This is a genomic window from Streptomyces wedmorensis (genome assembly GCF_000716445.1).
In the GTDB taxonomy this organism is placed as follows: domain Bacteria; phylum Actinomycetota; class Actinomycetes; order Streptomycetales; family Streptomycetaceae; genus Streptomyces; species Streptomyces wedmorensis.
This window is the reverse complement of record NZ_JNWK01000051.1, coordinates 25,306-40,465: the sequence shown is the minus strand read 5'-3', so window position 1 is coordinate 40,465 and position 15,160 is coordinate 25,306. Positions and strand designations below refer to the sequence as shown.

Here is a 15,160-nt window from a genome sequence, read left to right as displayed (position 1 = left end):
TACTCACCGACGGCGACGTTGCTCACCGGCAGTGGCGCCGCTCACCGAGGACGTGTCCCGGCCCCCTCTGCCGCAGGCCCTTGCCGAGGAGGCAGGGGCCCGGACCAGCCGATTACGCGAAGCGCGCCGTTCTCGTAGCGATCACACCGTCAGCTCGGGCGGCCGGCTGCGGGTACGCGGCTCAAGCCGAGACAGGCGTACGGGACAGGGCCGTGCGCAGCGCGAAGACACCGAGCAAGCCACCCGCCGCGAACCGCTGAGCCGTCATCACGCGGGGCCTGGCAGCCAGAAACCCCGACACCCGTGCTGCGCTCAACATGATCACCGCGTTCACGGAGACACCCACGACGATCTGCACACCACCGAGCTGGAGCAGCTGCGCCCACGCCGGACCCGCCTGCGGATCCATGAACTGGGGCAGGAGCGCACCGTACAAGAGAGCGATCTTCGGGTTGAGCAGGTTGGTCAGGAGCCCCATCGAGAACAGCCGGGCGTCGGAGACGGGAGGCAGGTCCCCGGCCGGATCGAAGGGTGAGCGGCCACCCGGCTTGAGCATGTCCCACGCCAGGTAGGCGGCCCCGGCGAGCTTGACCACCGTGAACGCCAGCGGCACGGCGGCGAACAACGCCGACAGGCCGGCGGCCGCGGCCAGCAGATAGCACAGGAACCCCACGGCTGTCCCACTCAGACTGACCAGCCCGGCCCTGCGACCCTGCGTAATCGCCCGGGACGCGAGGTGGACCATGTTCGGTCCCGGCGTCAGCGCCATGCCCAATTCGACCAGGGCCACTCCACCCACCGCGGCCAGACTGATCACTGCCAACTCCCCCATTTGTTTGCCGCGCACCCGGTGCCCGGCAAAGGCGCCGCCCGGCGGCGACCTACGACTGCGACGCACCTGCACCGCCTGCGTCGCCCGCCTCAGGATACGGCCCTGCGGCTTCGACGCTCCGGTCGGTCCCAGGCGGCGGCATCACCGCCGCTATGACGCCGTCGCGGCGCGCGCTCAACTCGGCAATTCCTCTCTCCGAGGCATCCGGTGGCCGGGCCGCATTCTTTGGCCGATGGTGGTTGTGTGGTCCATCGAGCAAATCGGGCAACCTCGCCCACCGTCAGAGCCCGACGGTTGTACGCCCGCCGGGCTCGTCCGCCGGGCGGTGCATCGCCGAGGGCGGCACGACAGCCGCGTGGCCTCGGTACCGCGCTGGTGCCCTGGGCGACCGCCTTGTCCGCCCTTGCCGCCGCGATCGGCCTGTTCTTCAGCGCCACGGTGGCTTCCTCGAGCGTGGACGCCACACGCAGACAGCTGGACCAGGACGAGCGACAGCAGGCCGGACGGGTCGGCTACTGGACCGAGTCGGTCGACGATCTCACCGACACGATCATCATCGTGAACCGCTCGCTGGATCCGGTGACCAACGTCGAGCTGTGGTGGTACGCACCGGACGACTCGAACATCGACCCGGCCGAGCACGAGGACGTCTTCATGGCCTTCGCGACCATCCCGCCCTGCACCCGAATGGTCTTCGATCACCGTGCCGTCGACGAATACCTTCTGACCAATTTCGGAATCGCACAGGGCGGGGCCCCGCTCCGGGCGATCCAGTTCATCGACAGCGACGGGCGGCAGTGGCTGCGCAACGAGGCGGGCCTCCGTGCAGCGGAGAACGAAAGGGAGGATGGCCAGGACATCGGCGATCCGCCCGCTCGGCAGGAGCCCGCTGAGCACTGCGACAAATGAGCGCTCACAGATCTGGCGGACGGCCCGGTTGCTCAGGCTTCCTTGTCAGAGAACCTGGTCGCTCTGCGGCCCGATGTCCTTGATCCTGGTCGGAGTTCCCTCCGGGGCGAACGAGTGGCTGAAGGTGAAGGCGTGCGGCGTGGAGCCGTGGTCGCGGAGGTGTTCCAGCTTGGACACCCCGTCCTGCCAGGTGGGTATCACTCCGTCGGAGACCCACCAGAACACGTGATTCGGGTGTTCTGACCTCTCGAACCAGTCGTAACGCCTGTTCAGCGCCTCGCGGTGCAGACCGGTGTAGATGGCGTCGAAGGCGGGGCGCAGGTCGGTCCAGAGTGAGAGGGTCGTGGCCAGGGCGGTGGTTTCCACCGTGCGGCCCTTGCCGTACCAGGTCGGTACGGCGAACTCGCCCCATGCACCCCAGTCCAGGTCGAAATGTGTGCCCCGGGCGCCGTCTGCCGCTTCGGCATGGGCGAGGTATCCGGGGTGCCGGCTGATCTTTCGGTAGATGGCCTCGCCGCTCTCGTGGAGTTCGCGCGTGAGAGGTGCGGGATCGGCGAGAGGTGACTTCAGGACGCCGAATGTGTACAGCGCAAGACGGGGCATTCGTCTCTCCTTGATCGGGGTGCCCGGTGCGGACCCGGTTCGGCGGCTTGCCCGTGGGGGCGACGATTCGTGGGGCGTGGCCGACTCATCCCGTCGCGGGTGGCTCAGCCTGCATGAACTCCTTTGCGACCGCTGTCGATCGCCGAAGACCAGGTGACGGTAGCCGCCTCAACGGGCCCTGTCGAAGTTGCGTTTTCCCTGTCCAAGTGGCCTCCTGCATCGGTCATTGCGGGGGCTGGGGCAAGGGCTGGGGCGGTGACGGGCGGGCAGGCTGCGGGTACGTCGACACCTGGCAGGGCGAACAGCTCGGCGATGACGAGCAGTGGAGCCGGGACCTGGCCTGATCGGGTACCGCCGTCCTGACAAACGGCTCAAGCCGAGAAACCAACAAGCCGAGGTCGGGCTTCCGTACGTCCGAAGGACAGCACCTTCGCAAGCACCTCGCGCAGCTCGTCAATGCTCTCGGCCGGCACGTCGAGCACTGCCTCGATCTTCGCGTCCTCCAGCTCCAGGTCATCCAGGCAGCCGGGGTCCAGCGACACGGTGAGCGAGGTGTCCGTCAGAGCCACCTCGCGGACACAGCCATAGGCCGTGCACTGGTCCGGAGTCATCACGCAGTACGTGTCGAGCCCAAGCGAGATGTCCTGTGCGGACGGTTCACCGACAACGCTCGTGAACAGCAGGAAGAAGCCCTCACCCTCCTCCGCCACGCCGGCCTGCACCTCGCCGTCGACGTCGACCTCGGCCGCGATCGAAGAGGCGGTGAACCTGTATGTCATGTGCCGGTTCTACCAGGAACCCAGCGCACCCCATGCTCACCCCCTCCACGACAAGTGCTTGGGATACCTCTGTAAGAAGCGACGTCCGAGGGGCCCGCAGACGCTCCGGCGTCGTCGAAAGCTCAGCCGTGTCGAGGAAGTCGCCTCAGGCGGTGTCAGGCGGTGTCAGGCGGTGTCAGGCGGCGATGCGGCAGGCGGCCTGCGACGCGGCGATAGCCCATCTCGAAGTGTCGACTAGGAGCAACGAAGCCAGAACCGATGATCATTCAATGGCAGATCACCCTGCCCCGCATCGAGTTCGCAACGGCTTGGGGCCGAGCCACAACCTTATGAGGAGGCATGGCAGGATCGCGGCCATGTCTCTCAGCGTTCCCCGTCTGCGGATCGGCTCGACCGAGATCATCGCCCTCGCCGATGGTGAGGGCCCGTTCTTCTCCCCGCGTGCCGAGGCCTTCCCCGATGCCACCGCCGATCAGTGGGCCGAGGTCGACCGGTACGACCCGGGTGCGGTCGACGCCGAGGGGCGATGGCGGCTTCAGTTCCGTGCGTACGCGATCCGCAGCGACAAGGGCGTCATCGTCGTGGACGCGGGGATCGGCCCGGCGGACAGCCCGGCCGGCTCGTGGGCGCCGGTGCCCGGAGTGCTCCCCGAGTCGCTGGCCGCCGCAGGCATCGACCCGGCCGAAGTGGACACCGTGGTGCTCACGCATCTGCACACCGATCACGTCGGGTGGGCTGTCGTGACAGAGGCGGCCGTCCCGTCAGCGAGCGGGGAAGTGGACGGCAAGGCTTCGGCCGGCGATGCGCCCAGCGAACGCCGCCCCTACTTCCCGAACGCCGAATACCTACTACAGCGGGCCGAGTTCGACGCCATCGACGCACTCAACCCGCAGCTCCGCGAGAGCCTCACCGACCCGCTCCAGGCCGCGGGTCGGCTCCGGCTCCTCGACGGGGACACGACGCTACGCATCGGGCGTACGGTCGCCACGCCCGGTCATACGCCCGGACACCAGAGCGTGCTGATCGCCGACGGCCGCGAGCTCGCGCTCGTCACCGGCGACCTCCTGGTCCACGCGCTTCAGCTGCTCCACCCGGAACTCGCCTACGCGCACGAGGCCGACCCGGAAGCAGCCAGACACTCGAGGCAGCGCCTGCTCGCCCGTGAACCCGGCACCACGCTGCACCTGGCGACGCCCCACTTGACGGAGCCGTTCCTTTCAGCGTGATCACGGCCGTTCAGTACGAGGCCTGGTCGGGGGCCGGGTTGCGGCCGTCGGCCCATGAGGGCGTGCAGGCGCTCCGGCTTCGCGGTGGTCGCTTCGTCCCCGGCGGGAGCGGAGGCCGTGAGGCCGCGGAAGCCCACAGGTGCGGCGGAAGCCCACAGATGCTGTGCCCTTCGCCGACGGACCGTCCATGACCCCCGAGGTAATCGACCGCTCTGCCCTCCGGCGGCAGGATCAGACTGCACAAGCGGGCCGCCATCGAATCCCGTCGCAGCCATGAGGAGCACCCATGTCGGTCAAGTCCACTCCCGGCAATCAGATTTCCGTCGCCGAGGTCACCCGGGCAGTCGTGCAGGAGTTCCTTGCCGCTCGGCTGGCCGGCGATACGAGTCGACTCACCGCTGTGTTCGCCGATGAGGTCGACTGGCTGCTCGCCGAGAACCCCGCCGCCCCGTGGATCCGTCCCCGGTCCACCGCCGCCGAGTGCGCCGCCCAGTTCACGGAGCTGATGGAGCACACAGTGCCCGAGGACGCGCGAGCGTCGGTCGATGCCTTCCTCGTCGACGGCCGCGACGCCGTCCTGATGGGGCACGTGTCGGGGACCGTACGTGCGACGGGGAAGTCCTTCGAGGGGCCGTTCGCGCTGCGCCTCACCGTCGAGGACGGCAAGATCACCCGGCACCATCTTTACGAGAACAGCCTGTCGATTGCTGAGGCCTGCGCCGCGGGGACGAAGCTCAATGGGGAGGGGTGACCCGAGCTTCGTCCGATTGCATGCTGTTGTGCGGTAAAAGGGCAGGCCAGAGCGACGGATTTCAGATTGACCGGAGTTCCGGTAACGGTGATAGTGGCGCTCGCGGCCGCGTTCGTCCGGCCTGCTACGCCAGGGGTGGGGACTCTTGAACGACAACAAGCACGACGTGCGTGAAGACGTACGAGGGCGGGTCGACGCGCTCGTCGCCGTCGGCCGGTCAGCTGAGGCGCGGGCTATTGCGCGGGACGCGCTGGACGCGGACGGGCGGGACGCAGGGCTCCTCCTGGCGCTTGCCCTCGCGCACATGGCGGAGGACGACGATGAGCATGACGACGCTGCCGAGCGGGTCTTTCGCGAGGGGCTGGACGCATTTCCCGATGATGTAGGCCTGCTCGCCGGGTATGCGGAGCTCTGTGCCCGTACCGACGCGCTGGACCGGCCGGGGCGATACGCCCGGGGGCCGGTGCTGCTGGCCCGTCTTCGAGAACTCGCTCCGTATTCGCCGGAGTTGCTGCGGGCAGAGGCTGCGGGCAGCTCCGTTTCCACGACCGTCAAGAACAGTGTCTCGGTGCGGCGGGTGCAGTCGTTCGACGCGTCCCGCGCCTTCGCCGAAGCGCCGACGCCTCAGGCTGCCGCCGCTCAGGCCTCGCAGTGGGCCGCCGCGGCTCCGCGCGATCTGCGGCTGGCCGTGCTTGCGGAGACGACGGGTGCTCTCGCCGCCCCCGGCGGGAGCCGGTCACGCCTGCTGTTGCGCAGGGGGCTCGAGTACCGCTTCGTCATTGCCGTGGTCGTCGCTGTGCTGGTGATTGTGCGCGTGACCGTGCTGCCGGCGGTGCCGTACGGCGTGGCGACGGGAGCGGGGCTGCTGCTGGCGCTGCCGCTCCTCGGTCTCCGCAGGCAGCTGCGGGCCGCCCGTGAGCGGGCTGTCGAGCGGGTGGCCACCGCCGTCACGGAGACCGTATCCGGTGACGAAGCGGGCGGCGAGGGCGACGGTTTCGGGCCGCCGGAACTGCAGCCCGTACCGCGCGTCACTCCTCGCGAGTACGCGTTCGCCGGCGCCGGGCTCGCGCTCATGGTGGTCATCGGAGTCACGGCGTACGCCTCCTCCCTCGCCTATCCCCGCTACGACGTCGTGGCCCATGACACCTTCCGGGGCTTGAAGGGCTATGACCTGCGCGAGGAGTTCGATCCGTTCCGTGTGGTCTTTGACGGCACGCCGGAGGACTCGACGACCCGGGTGTACGTCGCCGAAGGTGCTGCTCCGGATGCCGCCGCCGAGTACTTGGTGGCCGTCGCGACCGGGGACTTCCACGAGATGCGGGAGTCGTACGTGTACGACGGCGGGATCATCCCCATGGATGCGGCGGGAGCGGGCGCCGTCCAGGACACCTGGGAGGCCGGGGCCGGCCCGTACGGCGGCTGGATGTGGTGCCTGCGGTACACCGAGGCGCCCACCGGCACGCCACGGGCGATGTGCGGGTGGGCGGACAAGGGCAGCATCGGCTTGGTCCTGTTCACGACGCCGGACGAGGACCGTGGAGCGGTCGAGGCGAGGGCCCGGTCCGTCGGCGCCGACTTCCTGCGGCCCGCCGCGGACTGACCCGGCCCGCCACTCGGCCCCGCCACGGCCCGGCGCGCCACTCGGCGCAGAACGTGAAACGGTTCGCCGACTTCCTCGGCGAACCGTCACGAAACGCGAAAGGTCGGGGCTAGCTGAGCGTCTTCACCGCAGCGGCGTCGTACGGCTTCAGCTCGTCGGTCCGGCCCGCCAGGACCTTCGCCGCCCATTCCGGGTCCTGGAGCAGGGCGCGGCCGATGGCGACCATGTCGAACTCGTCGCGCTCCAGGCGGTCGAGGAGGTCGTCGATGCCCTGAACCGGGGCGCCTTGACCTGCGAAGGCGTGGATGAAGTCGCCGTTGAGGCCGACCGAGCCGACGGTGATGGTGGGCTTGCCGGTGAGCTTCTTGGTCCAGCCCGCCAGGTTGAGGTCGGAGTCGTCGAACTCGGGTATCCAGTGGCGGCGGGTGGAGGCGTGGAAGGCGTCGACGCCGGCGGCGGCGAGCGGGGTCAGGATCGCCTCGAGCTCCTGGGGGGTCTCGGCGAGGCGGGCGTCGTAGGCGTCCTGCTTCCACTGCGAGTAGCGGAAGATCACGGGGAAGTCGGGCGAGACGCTCGCGCGGACCGCGGCGACGATCTCGGCGGCGAACTTCGTACGGGCCACCGGGTCGCCGCCGTAGGCGTCGGTACGGCGGTTCGTGCCCGCCCACAGGAACTGGTCGAGGAGGTAGCCGTGGGCGCCGTGCAGCTCGATGCCGTCGAAACCGATGCGTTCGGCGGCCGCGGCGGCCTCGGCGAAGGCGCCGATGACGTCGTCCAGGTCGTCCTGGGTCATCGCCTTCCCCGTGCCCTCGGTGCCGTCGGGGCGGATGCCGGAGGGGCCCATGGCCGGGGCGTCGGGGTAAGGGGCCTGGCCCTGCTGGCGCACCATGCCGATGTGCCACAGCTGCGGCACGATCGTGCCGCCCGCCGCGTGCACGGCCTCGGCGACCTTCGCCCAACCCGCCAGCTGCTCCTCGCCGTGGAACCGCGGCACGCGGTCGCTCTGCCCGGCCGAATCGTGGCCGACGTACGTCCCCTCCGTGACGATCAGGCCCACGCCGGCGGCGGCGCGGCGGGCGTAGTACGACTGCACGTCCTCGCCGGGGACTCCGCCGGGGGAGAACATGCGGGTCATCGGCGCCATCGCGATGCGGTTCGGGACGGTCAGGCCGTTCAGCGCGACGGGCCGGGACAGGATCTCGGCCGCGCGGGAGGCGGGGGACGCGGTGACGGTCACAGGGACGCTCCTCAGGGCTACTGCTTGACAACCTTGATGCTTGAGAACTTCATGCAATGGGGAGACGGTAGAGGCCGATGCTTGAGGTAGTCAAGCATTGCCGGATACAATGGCTCCATGACAGAAGCTCCCCGCGTCGACACCGCCCAGCTCATGGAGCTCCTCTCCGTGTCGCTCGGCGCCTACTACGGCGATTTCACCGTCGCTGCGGCGAGCGAGAACCTCACGGCGAGCCAGGGCAAGGCCCTCACCGTGCTGCGCCGCGGACCCGCCGCGATGCGCGCCCTGGCCGAGACCATGACCTGCGACGCCTCCAACATGACCGGCATCATCGACCGTCTGGAGAAGCGCGCCCTGGTGCGCCGCGAGCCCGACGCCTCCGACCGGCGCGTCAAGAACGTCATCCTCACTGCCGAGGGCGAGCGCGTCACCGACGCGATCCGCGCGAAGATGCGCACCACGCAGGCAGGCCTGGACGGCCTCGACGACGAGGACCGGGCCTCCCTGTACACGCTCCTGGAACGGGTCTTCGCCCCCCGGCCCACCGCCTGACCTCAGCCCCCGGCGAGGTGGCCTGCGCTTCGCCCGGCCGACGGCCGGCCTGGGCCACGCGCTAGCCTCGGCGGATGGTTTCTGTGCGGCATCCGAAGGTGATCACGCGCCACCGCGACGGGTGGATCCACGTCTACGTGGTCGAATCCGATGTTTACGGGGTGCTGGAGCCCGCCGCGGTGTTCCAGGCGCGCCCTGGGGACGAGGTCGTGGCCTCGGTGGTCCGGCCCGATCTTGAGCGAGTCGTGTACGCGACGCTGAACGGCGTCGTCTGCCTCGGGCGTGCCGGTGGCCTCGTGTGGAAGACGGACTTCGAACCGCGCTCCGACCGGCCCTACGGTCACGTGCCTGACTGTGCGCTGTCTCGGGACGGCCGGACCGTGTGGGTCTACCGACCCGACGCCATGGCGGGACGCGGGGGAGGAGACCGGTGGGTCGTCCACGACGCCGACACGGGAGCGGTCCTCGCCCGCCGGGAGCTGAAGGCAGTCGGGCATGCCGCCAACCACCACGTGCACCCGGCGGACGGCAGCATCTACCTCGACATCGGCGAGGGTCAGGACGGCGCCGTCATTCTGCGGGGTACGGTCGGGGTCGACGGTGAGGCCGAGTTCGTGACGTACCCCTGGTGGGACCGCTGCCTCATCGACCTGGCACCGGACGGCCGGCAGTTCATGACCGTCGACCACGGCCAGGCCGACGTCGCCTTCCATCACCACCCCAGCGGCGACGTGCTCTTCACACTGCCCGTCGAAGCCTTCGGCTTCGACCCGGAAACCACCTTCATCGAATGGAGCGGCGGCTACCTGACCCCCGACCTGGCCGTCGTCACCCTGGGCGGTGAGGGCCAGGACGAGGAGGAGTGGTTCCGCTGCCACCTGGTCGACGTGCGCACGGGCACGCTCAGCGGCGACTTCCCCGTCGAGACGGACAACGCGTACGAACTGGTTCCCCTGGGCGACGGCTCCTGGCTCACCAACGGTGCCGACGGCACTCCCGTCCGCTGGACGGGCCTTCCCGAGCGCTTCGGCTCGCGGAAGGGCGAACGTAACTGACTGCGGAGGCGGGCCGCTGACGGCACCTGGCCGTCTCGCCGCCGTCTTCATCTGGTCGGCCAGTCCGGGGCGGGATCCTCGGAGAACAAAGGGCGCAGGGCGCCGACCGCCGCGCCGATGCAGCTGTCCCGCAGTTCGATGCGGGTGCAGGTCTCTTGCGTCAGCCAGTCCACGCAGAGCACCTGGACGAACACGAGCCAGGCCTTCAGCGCCGCGGAGACGGCGGCGTGGGTGCGTTCGTCGGCGAGCGGGAGCACGCCGAGGAGGCGTGAGCGCAGGGCGTCCAGTTCGTCCGTCATGATCGTCTGGATGACAGGGTCGCCCGCCAGCACCCGGTTCGCGGCCAGGACGGCGTGGCGGTTGGCGATGAAGTAGTCGAGGTGGGCGTCCAGGCCTTGGGCGAGCTGCTCGACGAGTGTGACGCCGGGGTCGAACTCGGTCGCCTCCAGCAGCCGGTCCGACGCCTGCTGGTAGACCGCCGCGAACAGGGCGTGCTTGCTCGGGAAGTGCTGGTAGAGCAAGGCGCGGGATACGCCGGCCTGTCGGGCGACGTCCTCCATCAGGACGTCGTCGTAGGGGGCGGCGGAGAAGAGCCGGGCACCGACAGTGAGGAGTTGGGCGCGGCGGTCGGCTGGAGTCAGACGCTGGCGGGGCGGCACACCTCCATACTACTTGACACTCGTCTACTAGGGCGGGCTACGCTCAAGCTAAGTAGACACGCGTCAACTAGCAGGGGTGAAGTCATGGCCAAAGCGCTCCGGGTGTTCGCATGGGTGATGGGCCTCGCCTGCACGGCGATCGGGCTCTTCCACGTGGTCGGCGGCAACGCCGCGATCCCGGGCGAGGCCGACGCCGGCCCGACTTTGGACAGCCTGGGCCGGTTCTTCGGTGCGATCTTCGCCGGGTACGGCCTGGTCTGGCTCTGGGCGGCCCGGCAGGACCCCGTCCCGGCGAAGGTGGTGCGGTGGCTCGCAGCGGTGTTCCTGCTGGGAGGCGTGGGGCGGTTGCTCTCCCTGGCGGTGCACGGATGGCCGCACTCGTTCCAGGTGGTACTGACCGTGATCGAGCTGCTCTTCCCGCCCGTCTGGTTCTGGCTGGCGGACGCCGACGAGCGGGCATCCCGGAAGCGGCGGCCCACGGGCCCCCGGCAGCCAAACCGTCCCTGCCGGACCCTGCGTGACGGGCGGCCCTCCGGCCCGCCCGTCCGGACGTGATCCGGCCCCTGCCCTTCCGGAACACCGCTGGGGGCATGCGAGACGTCAGCTCAGACCACCGCGTGCGTAGGACTTGCCCGGTCGATCATGGCTGTGGGCTGTCGGGGACGATGCCAGGGTGGGCATCATCGTGAAGTTCTTCGTGGCACCGGACGACACGTCAGCGAGCCTGGCCCTCCGGACCGGGCCGGGACGGGCATTCGAGTCCCTCTCCTTCGGCAACTTCGATCCCGAAGAGGCGGTGCTCGAGTGGGAATGCCTCCTGGCGGGCGGCAGCTTCGAGGAACTCGTCGAAGCCGGAGAGCCTCGCATCGTCGCCGGCTTCGACGGCGGGTGCGTCGTCTTCGCGATCTCGCCGCGCCTGTCTGCTGCACTCACGTGCGCCACGCACCCAGCAGCAGGCCTCAGGCTGTGACCGAAAGCAGGTCGACCACGAAGACGAGTGTCGAGCCCGCAGGGATCAACGGCGAGGGCGACTGGTTGCCGTAGCCGAGGCGCGGGGGAATGACGATCTCGCGCCGACCGCCGACCTTCATCCCCCTGATGCCGCGGTCCCAGCCCTTGATGACCCTGCCACCGCCCACGGCGAACTTGAACGGCTGGCCCCGGTCCCACGACGCGTCGAACTCCTTGCCGGACGCGAACGTGACCCCGACGTAGTGAACCTGGACGACGTTGCCCGGCTTCGCCTCAGGCCCATCTCCGATGACGAGGTCGCGGGTCGTCAGCTCGGTCGGAGCCTCGCCCTCGGGAACGTCGATCTCGGGCTTCGTCGGTTCGGTCATGGCAGCCTCATTCACTCTCCGCCCGCCGGAAGCCCTTGTACGGACCGGCCGAGCGCATGGTCGCTCTCTGCAGTAGATCATCACACCGCCTCGAATCCGGCCTGGCGGACGGGTCTCGCGGCGTGGACCTCCCGCCGGCTCGTCGTACGGGAACAACTCCGTCCTTCCGTGGAATCGGGCGTGTACGGCGTTCCGGCGCCGACGGCCCGAGGGAGCAGACGGCGGCTGCCCGTTCGCTGCTTTGTCATCACTTCCGTCAAGGCGCCGTGGCACAGTGGTTTCATGTGCGGCCGTTACACCTCGACACGCAGCCCTGAAGACCTGACCCGTCTCTTTCAGGTCACCGACTGGCGCCCCGACGAGAAGTTGGAACCGAGCTGGAACGTTGCGCCGACCGACGAGGTCTACGCGATCCTCGAACGCGCGGGCCGGGAAGAGGGTGGCGAGGTGCGCCGCCAGCTACGGGCGCTGAAGTGGGGGCTGGTGCCGTCGTGGGCGAAGGACCCGAAGGTGGGCTCCCGGATGATCAACGCCCGGGTGGAGACCGTGCACGAGAAGCCCGCGTACCGGCGTGCCTTCGCCAAGCGCCGCTGCCTGCTGCCGGCGGACGGCTTCTACGAATGGGAGCCGGTGAAGGACGAGGCGACGGGAAAGACCCGCAAGCAGCCGTACTTCATCCACCCTTCGGATGGCCAGGTGATGGCCATGGCGGGGCTGTATGAGTACTGGCGCAACCCCGACGTCAGCAGCGACGACGACCCCGACGCCTGGCTGACGACCTGCACGATCATCACCACCGAGGCCACCGACGCGGCCGGCCACATCCACCCCCGCATGCCGCTCGCCCTCACCCCCGACCGCTACGACACGTGGCTCGACCCCCACCACCACGACACCGACGACCTCCGCGCCCTGCTCACCCGGCCAGCGGACGGCCGACTCAGCACCCGCCCGGTCTCCACCGCAGTCAACAACGTCCGCAACAACGGTGCCCACCTGCTCGACACGGCTCCCTGATCGGCTACTGGGCCTCCGCGGGGAACCAGTCGACGAGCACCGCCAAGCCCGGGAACGTCGGATTCGAGGACCGCGCGGCCCGACATCTGGCGTGCTGTACGGGCGTGAGTGGGTGAAGTGGAGTCGCTTGAAGGGCGTTACCGAACGCCCCGACCAGAGCATGTCTCCGGCGGACTCGTGACATGAAGACAGCTGCTCCCCGGCCGATGAACGGTCTCCTCGCGTACCGGTCGCTCCGGTAGCCCGGTCACTGCTTCCCGTGCCTGCGGTCGTGGCGGGTGGCCACTGGCCACTGGCCTGACTGCCGCTGCCGCTATCCGGAGCAGTCACGCCCGTGAGCCGGTGACGCGGGCCACGGTGGGGCATCGCCACCTTCCGTTAGGGGTGTCAGGAGCCCGGGGGAGCCGCGGGGCGGCCTGCTGGGCTTCAGAGGTCGGTGGTGCGCAGGAGGAGCAGGGCGGTGTCGTCGGTGTACCGGCCGGTGGGCCAGGCGCGGCGGATGAGGTGGTCGATGAGGTTTTCGACGTCCTCGGCGGGTTGGAGGGCGAGGTGCTCGGCGAGGTCGGCGGCGGTTCGGTCGGGGTCGGTGCCGGGCACTTCGACGAGTCCGTCGGTGTAGAGGGCGAGGGTGCTTCCCGGCGGGAGGGGGAGGTCGGTGACGGGGTAGGGCGTGTCGATGTCGATGCCGAAGAGGGGGCCGGGGTCGAGGTCGACGACGAGGCCCGGCTGCCCCGGGCGGTGGAGGAGGGGCGGGGGATGGCCGGCGCTGGCCAGGGTGGCCTGCCCGTGGGCGAGGTCGATCTGCGCGTACAGGGTGGAGACGAGCAGGTCGGTGCCGAGGTCCATCAGGACGTGGTTGGTGTGGGTCAGGACCTGGTCTGGCGGGGCGCCGGCGGTGGCGCGGATGGCGGTGCGGACCTGGCCCATCAGGGCGGCGGCGGAGACGTTGTGGCCTTGGACGTCGCCTATGACGGCGGCGACGGTGGTGGCGTCGAGGCGGATGACGTCGTAGAAGTCGCCGCCGATGTCCATGCCGCGGCTGGCGGGCAGGTAGCGGGCGGCCATCGTGAGGCCGGGTACGGCCGGGAGGCTGTGCGGCAGGAGCGTTTCCTGGAGGCCCAGGGCGAGTCCGTGTGCGGAGTCGTAGAGCTGGGCCCGGTCCAGTGCCTGGGCGATCAGGCCGGCGAGGGAGGTGAGGACCGCTCGTTCGTCGGCGGTGAACGTGTGCGGTCGGTCGTAGGAGAGGATGCAGCAGCCGACGGGCCGGCCGGAGATGAGCAGCGGCAGGAAGGCCCAGGCGTGTTTCCCGCTGATGAGAGGGGCTTGGGGGAACTCGCCTGCCAGCTCCTCGGCGCTGCCGAAGAAGGACGGGATGCCGGTGGACAGTACGTGCCCGGCCGGGGTGATGTCGGTGCCGAGGGGCAGGCCGTCGAGGTGTTCGATGGTCTGGCGGTCGTAGCCGTGCCAGCCGGTGATCTTCAGGCGGCCGGCCTCGGCCGCGGAGAGGACCAGGCCGTCGGCGCCGAATGCGGGTAGGACCTGGCCGGCGACCAGCTCGACGACGTCGCTGACGGCCACGGTTTCGGTGAGTGCGGACGCGAGGTGGAGAAGCTGGTAGAGGCGGCCCGTGTGGGTGGGCCGGGACGCGGTGGACGCGGGTTGGTCGTCGGCGGGCGCCGGTGCCGGGGCGGGGTCGAGTGGTGCGGGTGCGGGTGCGGGTGCGGGTGCGGGTGCGGGGACGATGCGGACGCTGATGCCGCTGGCGTCGGGATAGAGCTGGAAGCACAGCAGGCGGCCTGAAGGGTCGGAGGCGGTGAACTCGACGGGTTCGCGGCTGATGACGGCGGTGCGGTAGTGCTCCTCGACCGCGGGCTGGTCCAGCCAGGGCGCGGACTGCCAGGGCCGGGTTCCCAGCAGCCGGTCGGTGGCCCGGCCGAGCAGGGCGGCCGCCGCGCCGTTCACGAACGTGATCCTGCCCTCCAGGTCCAGGGCCAGCGCGCCCTCCGGCAGCCGCTCGGCATAGTCCACGGCGGCCTGCGGGGTCCGGGCCGCGTACGGATGGGGTTCGGTGAGCGACACCCGGAGGGGCTGCTCGGAGGCCTGTGGCGGGTCCGGGGACTGGTCCAGGGCGTGCGCGATGCCCCGCGCCTCGGCGGAGATGTGGCCACGCTCGCGGCGGCTGGCATGCTCCGGATGGGAGGCCGGCCACAGCAGGACCAGGCAGCCCCAGCAGCGGGAACGTCCGGGCAGCGGCGCGGCCGCGAGGGCGAAACGGTACGGCGCGCTCGCCGCGACCCGCGGGTACGCGCGGGCCATTTCCTCCTGCGACCCGACCCACACCAGTCGGTCCTCCCGGATGGCCACGCTGCCCGGCGTGGCCGCCCCGAGCGGCACCCGGTGCCAGGGCCACGTCACCTCCTCCGGCAACCCGCACAACACCGCCAGGCCGAGCGTCTGCGTCGCCTCGTCCAGCAGGTACAGCATTCCCGCAGACGCGCCGGTCCGCCGCACGGTGTCGACCAGCGCGGTGCCGAGCAGCCCAGCCGCGCCGGGCTGCTCGCCGTACCCGGGTACCGCAGCTCGCATACCAGGACCATACG

General features: G+C 70.0%; 17 protein-coding genes. 10 read left to right on the top strand and 7 right to left on the bottom strand.

The genetic code is table 11. The features are described from left to right. Nucleotides 1-181: 181 nt before the first annotated feature. Entirely contained in the window at nt 182-817 is a 636-nt protein-coding gene (locus OO54_RS31480) for a LysE family translocator (protein ID WP_033209199.1), read from the bottom strand. A gap of 390 nt (nt 818-1,207) precedes the next feature. Here OO54_RS31480 and OO54_RS31475 point away from each other — a divergent pair, with 390 nt between their 5' ends. Continuing rightward, nucleotides 1,208-1,741, top strand: coding sequence for a hypothetical protein (locus OO54_RS31475; protein ID WP_033209112.1), 534 nt, complete (start codon nt 1,208-1,210; stop codon nt 1,739-1,741). Nucleotides 1,742-1,786: 45 nt separating this feature from the next. Here OO54_RS31475 and OO54_RS31470 read toward each other — a convergent pair whose 3' ends face one another. Next, a complete protein-coding gene (locus tag OO54_RS31470; RefSeq protein WP_033209110.1) occupies nt 1,787-2,344 on the bottom strand; it encodes a DUF3291 domain-containing protein in 558 nt (185 codons plus the stop codon). Nucleotides 2,345-2,550: 206 nt separating this feature from the next. Here OO54_RS31470 and OO54_RS46045 point away from each other — a divergent pair, with 206 nt between their 5' ends. Next, the gene (locus OO54_RS46045) at nt 2,551-2,688 is read left to right on the top strand and encodes a hypothetical protein (protein ID WP_157856542.1); all 138 of its coding nucleotides are present in this window, start codon (nt 2,551-2,553) and stop codon (nt 2,686-2,688) included. A 27-nt stretch (nt 2,689-2,715) separates the two neighbouring features. Here OO54_RS46045 and OO54_RS31465 read toward each other — a convergent pair whose 3' ends face one another. Then, nucleotides 2,716-3,123, bottom strand: a complete 408-nt coding sequence (locus OO54_RS31465; protein WP_033209108.1) for an Imm10 family immunity protein — start codon at nt 3,121-3,123, stop codon at nt 2,716-2,718. A gap of 356 nt (nt 3,124-3,479) precedes the next feature. Here OO54_RS31465 and OO54_RS31460 point away from each other — a divergent pair, with 356 nt between their 5' ends. From OO54_RS31460 to OO54_RS42595, 3 genes are all read left to right on the top strand, one after another. Beyond that, nucleotides 3,480-4,349: an MBL fold metallo-hydrolase gene (locus OO54_RS31460; RefSeq protein WP_033209105.1), complete on the top strand. Its 870-nt coding sequence runs from the start codon at nt 3,480-3,482 to the stop codon at nt 4,347-4,349. A gap of 286 nt (nt 4,350-4,635) precedes the next feature. After that, nucleotides 4,636-5,100 carry a nuclear transport factor 2 family protein gene (locus tag OO54_RS31455; RefSeq protein ID WP_033209103.1) on the top strand — a complete coding sequence of 155 codons (465 nt, stop codon included), beginning with the start codon at nt 4,636-4,638 and terminating at the stop codon, nt 5,098-5,100. Nucleotides 5,101-5,404: 304 nt separating this feature from the next. Next, nucleotides 5,405-6,700: a hypothetical protein gene (locus tag OO54_RS42595; protein WP_157856541.1), complete on the top strand. Its 1,296-nt coding sequence runs from the start codon at nt 5,405-5,407 to the stop codon at nt 6,698-6,700. A 109-nt stretch (nt 6,701-6,809) separates the two neighbouring features. Here OO54_RS42595 and OO54_RS31445 read toward each other — a convergent pair whose 3' ends face one another. Beyond that, nucleotides 6,810-7,937: an NADH:flavin oxidoreductase gene (locus OO54_RS31445; RefSeq protein ID WP_033209100.1), complete on the bottom strand. Its 1,128-nt coding sequence runs from the start codon at nt 7,935-7,937 to the stop codon at nt 6,810-6,812. Nucleotides 7,938-8,054: 117 nt separating this feature from the next. Here OO54_RS31445 and OO54_RS31440 point away from each other — a divergent pair, with 117 nt between their 5' ends. Together OO54_RS31440 and OO54_RS31435 are read left to right on the top strand one after the other, a co-directional pair. Beyond that, nucleotides 8,055-8,489, top strand: coding sequence for a MarR family winged helix-turn-helix transcriptional regulator (locus OO54_RS31440; RefSeq protein ID WP_033209098.1), 435 nt, complete (start codon nt 8,055-8,057; stop codon nt 8,487-8,489). Nucleotides 8,490-8,563: 74 nt separating this feature from the next. After that, the gene (locus OO54_RS31435; protein WP_033209095.1) at nt 8,564-9,544 is read left to right on the top strand and encodes a hypothetical protein; all 981 of its coding nucleotides are present in this window, start codon (nt 8,564-8,566) and stop codon (nt 9,542-9,544) included. Between the two features lie 47 nt (nt 9,545-9,591). On the opposite strand, the gene OO54_RS31430 is transcribed toward OO54_RS31435, so the two are convergent. Further along, nucleotides 9,592-10,203, bottom strand: coding sequence for a TetR/AcrR family transcriptional regulator (locus tag OO54_RS31430; protein ID WP_033209093.1), 612 nt, complete (start codon nt 10,201-10,203; stop codon nt 9,592-9,594). Nucleotides 10,204-10,287: 84 nt separating this feature from the next. Between OO54_RS31430 and OO54_RS31425 the strand changes: the two genes are divergently transcribed. Together OO54_RS31425 and OO54_RS31420 are read left to right on the top strand one after the other, a co-directional pair. Further along, on the top strand, nt 10,288-10,758 hold the full coding sequence (locus OO54_RS31425; protein WP_078905435.1) for a DUF4345 domain-containing protein: 471 nt from the start codon (nt 10,288-10,290) through the stop codon (nt 10,756-10,758). 118 nt (nt 10,759-10,876) lie between these two features. Then, complete coding sequence (locus OO54_RS31420) at nt 10,877-11,173, top strand: hypothetical protein (protein WP_234439616.1); 297 nt, start codon at nt 10,877-10,879, stop codon at nt 11,171-11,173. Here the strand turns inward: OO54_RS31420 and OO54_RS31415 are convergent. Then, nucleotides 11,163-11,543, bottom strand: a complete 381-nt coding sequence (locus tag OO54_RS31415; RefSeq protein ID WP_033209091.1) for an FKBP-type peptidyl-prolyl cis-trans isomerase — start codon at nt 11,541-11,543, stop codon at nt 11,163-11,165. The genes OO54_RS31420 and OO54_RS31415 overlap by 11 nt on opposite strands. A gap of 282 nt (nt 11,544-11,825) precedes the next feature. On the opposite strand from OO54_RS31415, the gene OO54_RS31410 reads away from it, so the two are divergent. Then, on the top strand, nt 11,826-12,560 hold the full coding sequence (locus tag OO54_RS31410) for an SOS response-associated peptidase (protein ID WP_033209089.1): 735 nt from the start codon (nt 11,826-11,828) through the stop codon (nt 12,558-12,560). Between the two features lie 426 nt (nt 12,561-12,986). Here OO54_RS31410 and OO54_RS31405 read toward each other — a convergent pair whose 3' ends face one another. Further along, a complete protein-coding gene (locus OO54_RS31405; protein ID WP_051787342.1) occupies nt 12,987-15,146 on the bottom strand; it encodes a SpoIIE family protein phosphatase in 2,160 nt (719 codons plus the stop codon). Nucleotides 15,147-15,160: the final 14 nt, after the last annotated feature.

Coding starts and splice junctions, on each gene's coding strand:
- OO54_RS31465 (WP_033209108.1), bottom strand. CDS start 3,123: ATGACATACAGGTTCACCGCCTCTTCGATCGCGGCCGAGGTCGACGTC.
- OO54_RS31440 (WP_033209098.1), top strand. CDS start 8,055: ATGACAGAAGCTCCCCGCGTCGACACCGCCCAGCTCATGGAGCTCCTC.
- OO54_RS31435 (WP_033209095.1), top strand. CDS start 8,564: ATGGTTTCTGTGCGGCATCCGAAGGTGATCACGCGCCACCGCGACGGG.
- OO54_RS31470 (WP_033209110.1), bottom strand. CDS start 2,344: ATGCCCCGTCTTGCGCTGTACACATTCGGCGTCCTGAAGTCACCTCTC.
- OO54_RS31425 (WP_078905435.1), top strand. CDS start 10,288: ATGGCCAAAGCGCTCCGGGTGTTCGCATGGGTGATGGGCCTCGCCTGC.
- OO54_RS31460 (WP_033209105.1), top strand. CDS start 3,480: ATGTCTCTCAGCGTTCCCCGTCTGCGGATCGGCTCGACCGAGATCATC.
- OO54_RS31415 (WP_033209091.1), bottom strand. CDS start 11,543: ATGACCGAACCGACGAAGCCCGAGATCGACGTTCCCGAGGGCGAGGCT.
- OO54_RS31410 (WP_033209089.1), top strand. CDS start 11,826: ATGTGCGGCCGTTACACCTCGACACGCAGCCCTGAAGACCTGACCCGT.
- OO54_RS31455 (WP_033209103.1), top strand. CDS start 4,636: ATGTCGGTCAAGTCCACTCCCGGCAATCAGATTTCCGTCGCCGAGGTC.
- OO54_RS42595 (WP_157856541.1), top strand. CDS start 5,405: ATGGCGGAGGACGACGATGAGCATGACGACGCTGCCGAGCGGGTCTTT.
- OO54_RS31405 (WP_051787342.1), bottom strand. CDS start 15,146: ATGCGAGCTGCGGTACCCGGGTACGGCGAGCAGCCCGGCGCGGCTGGG.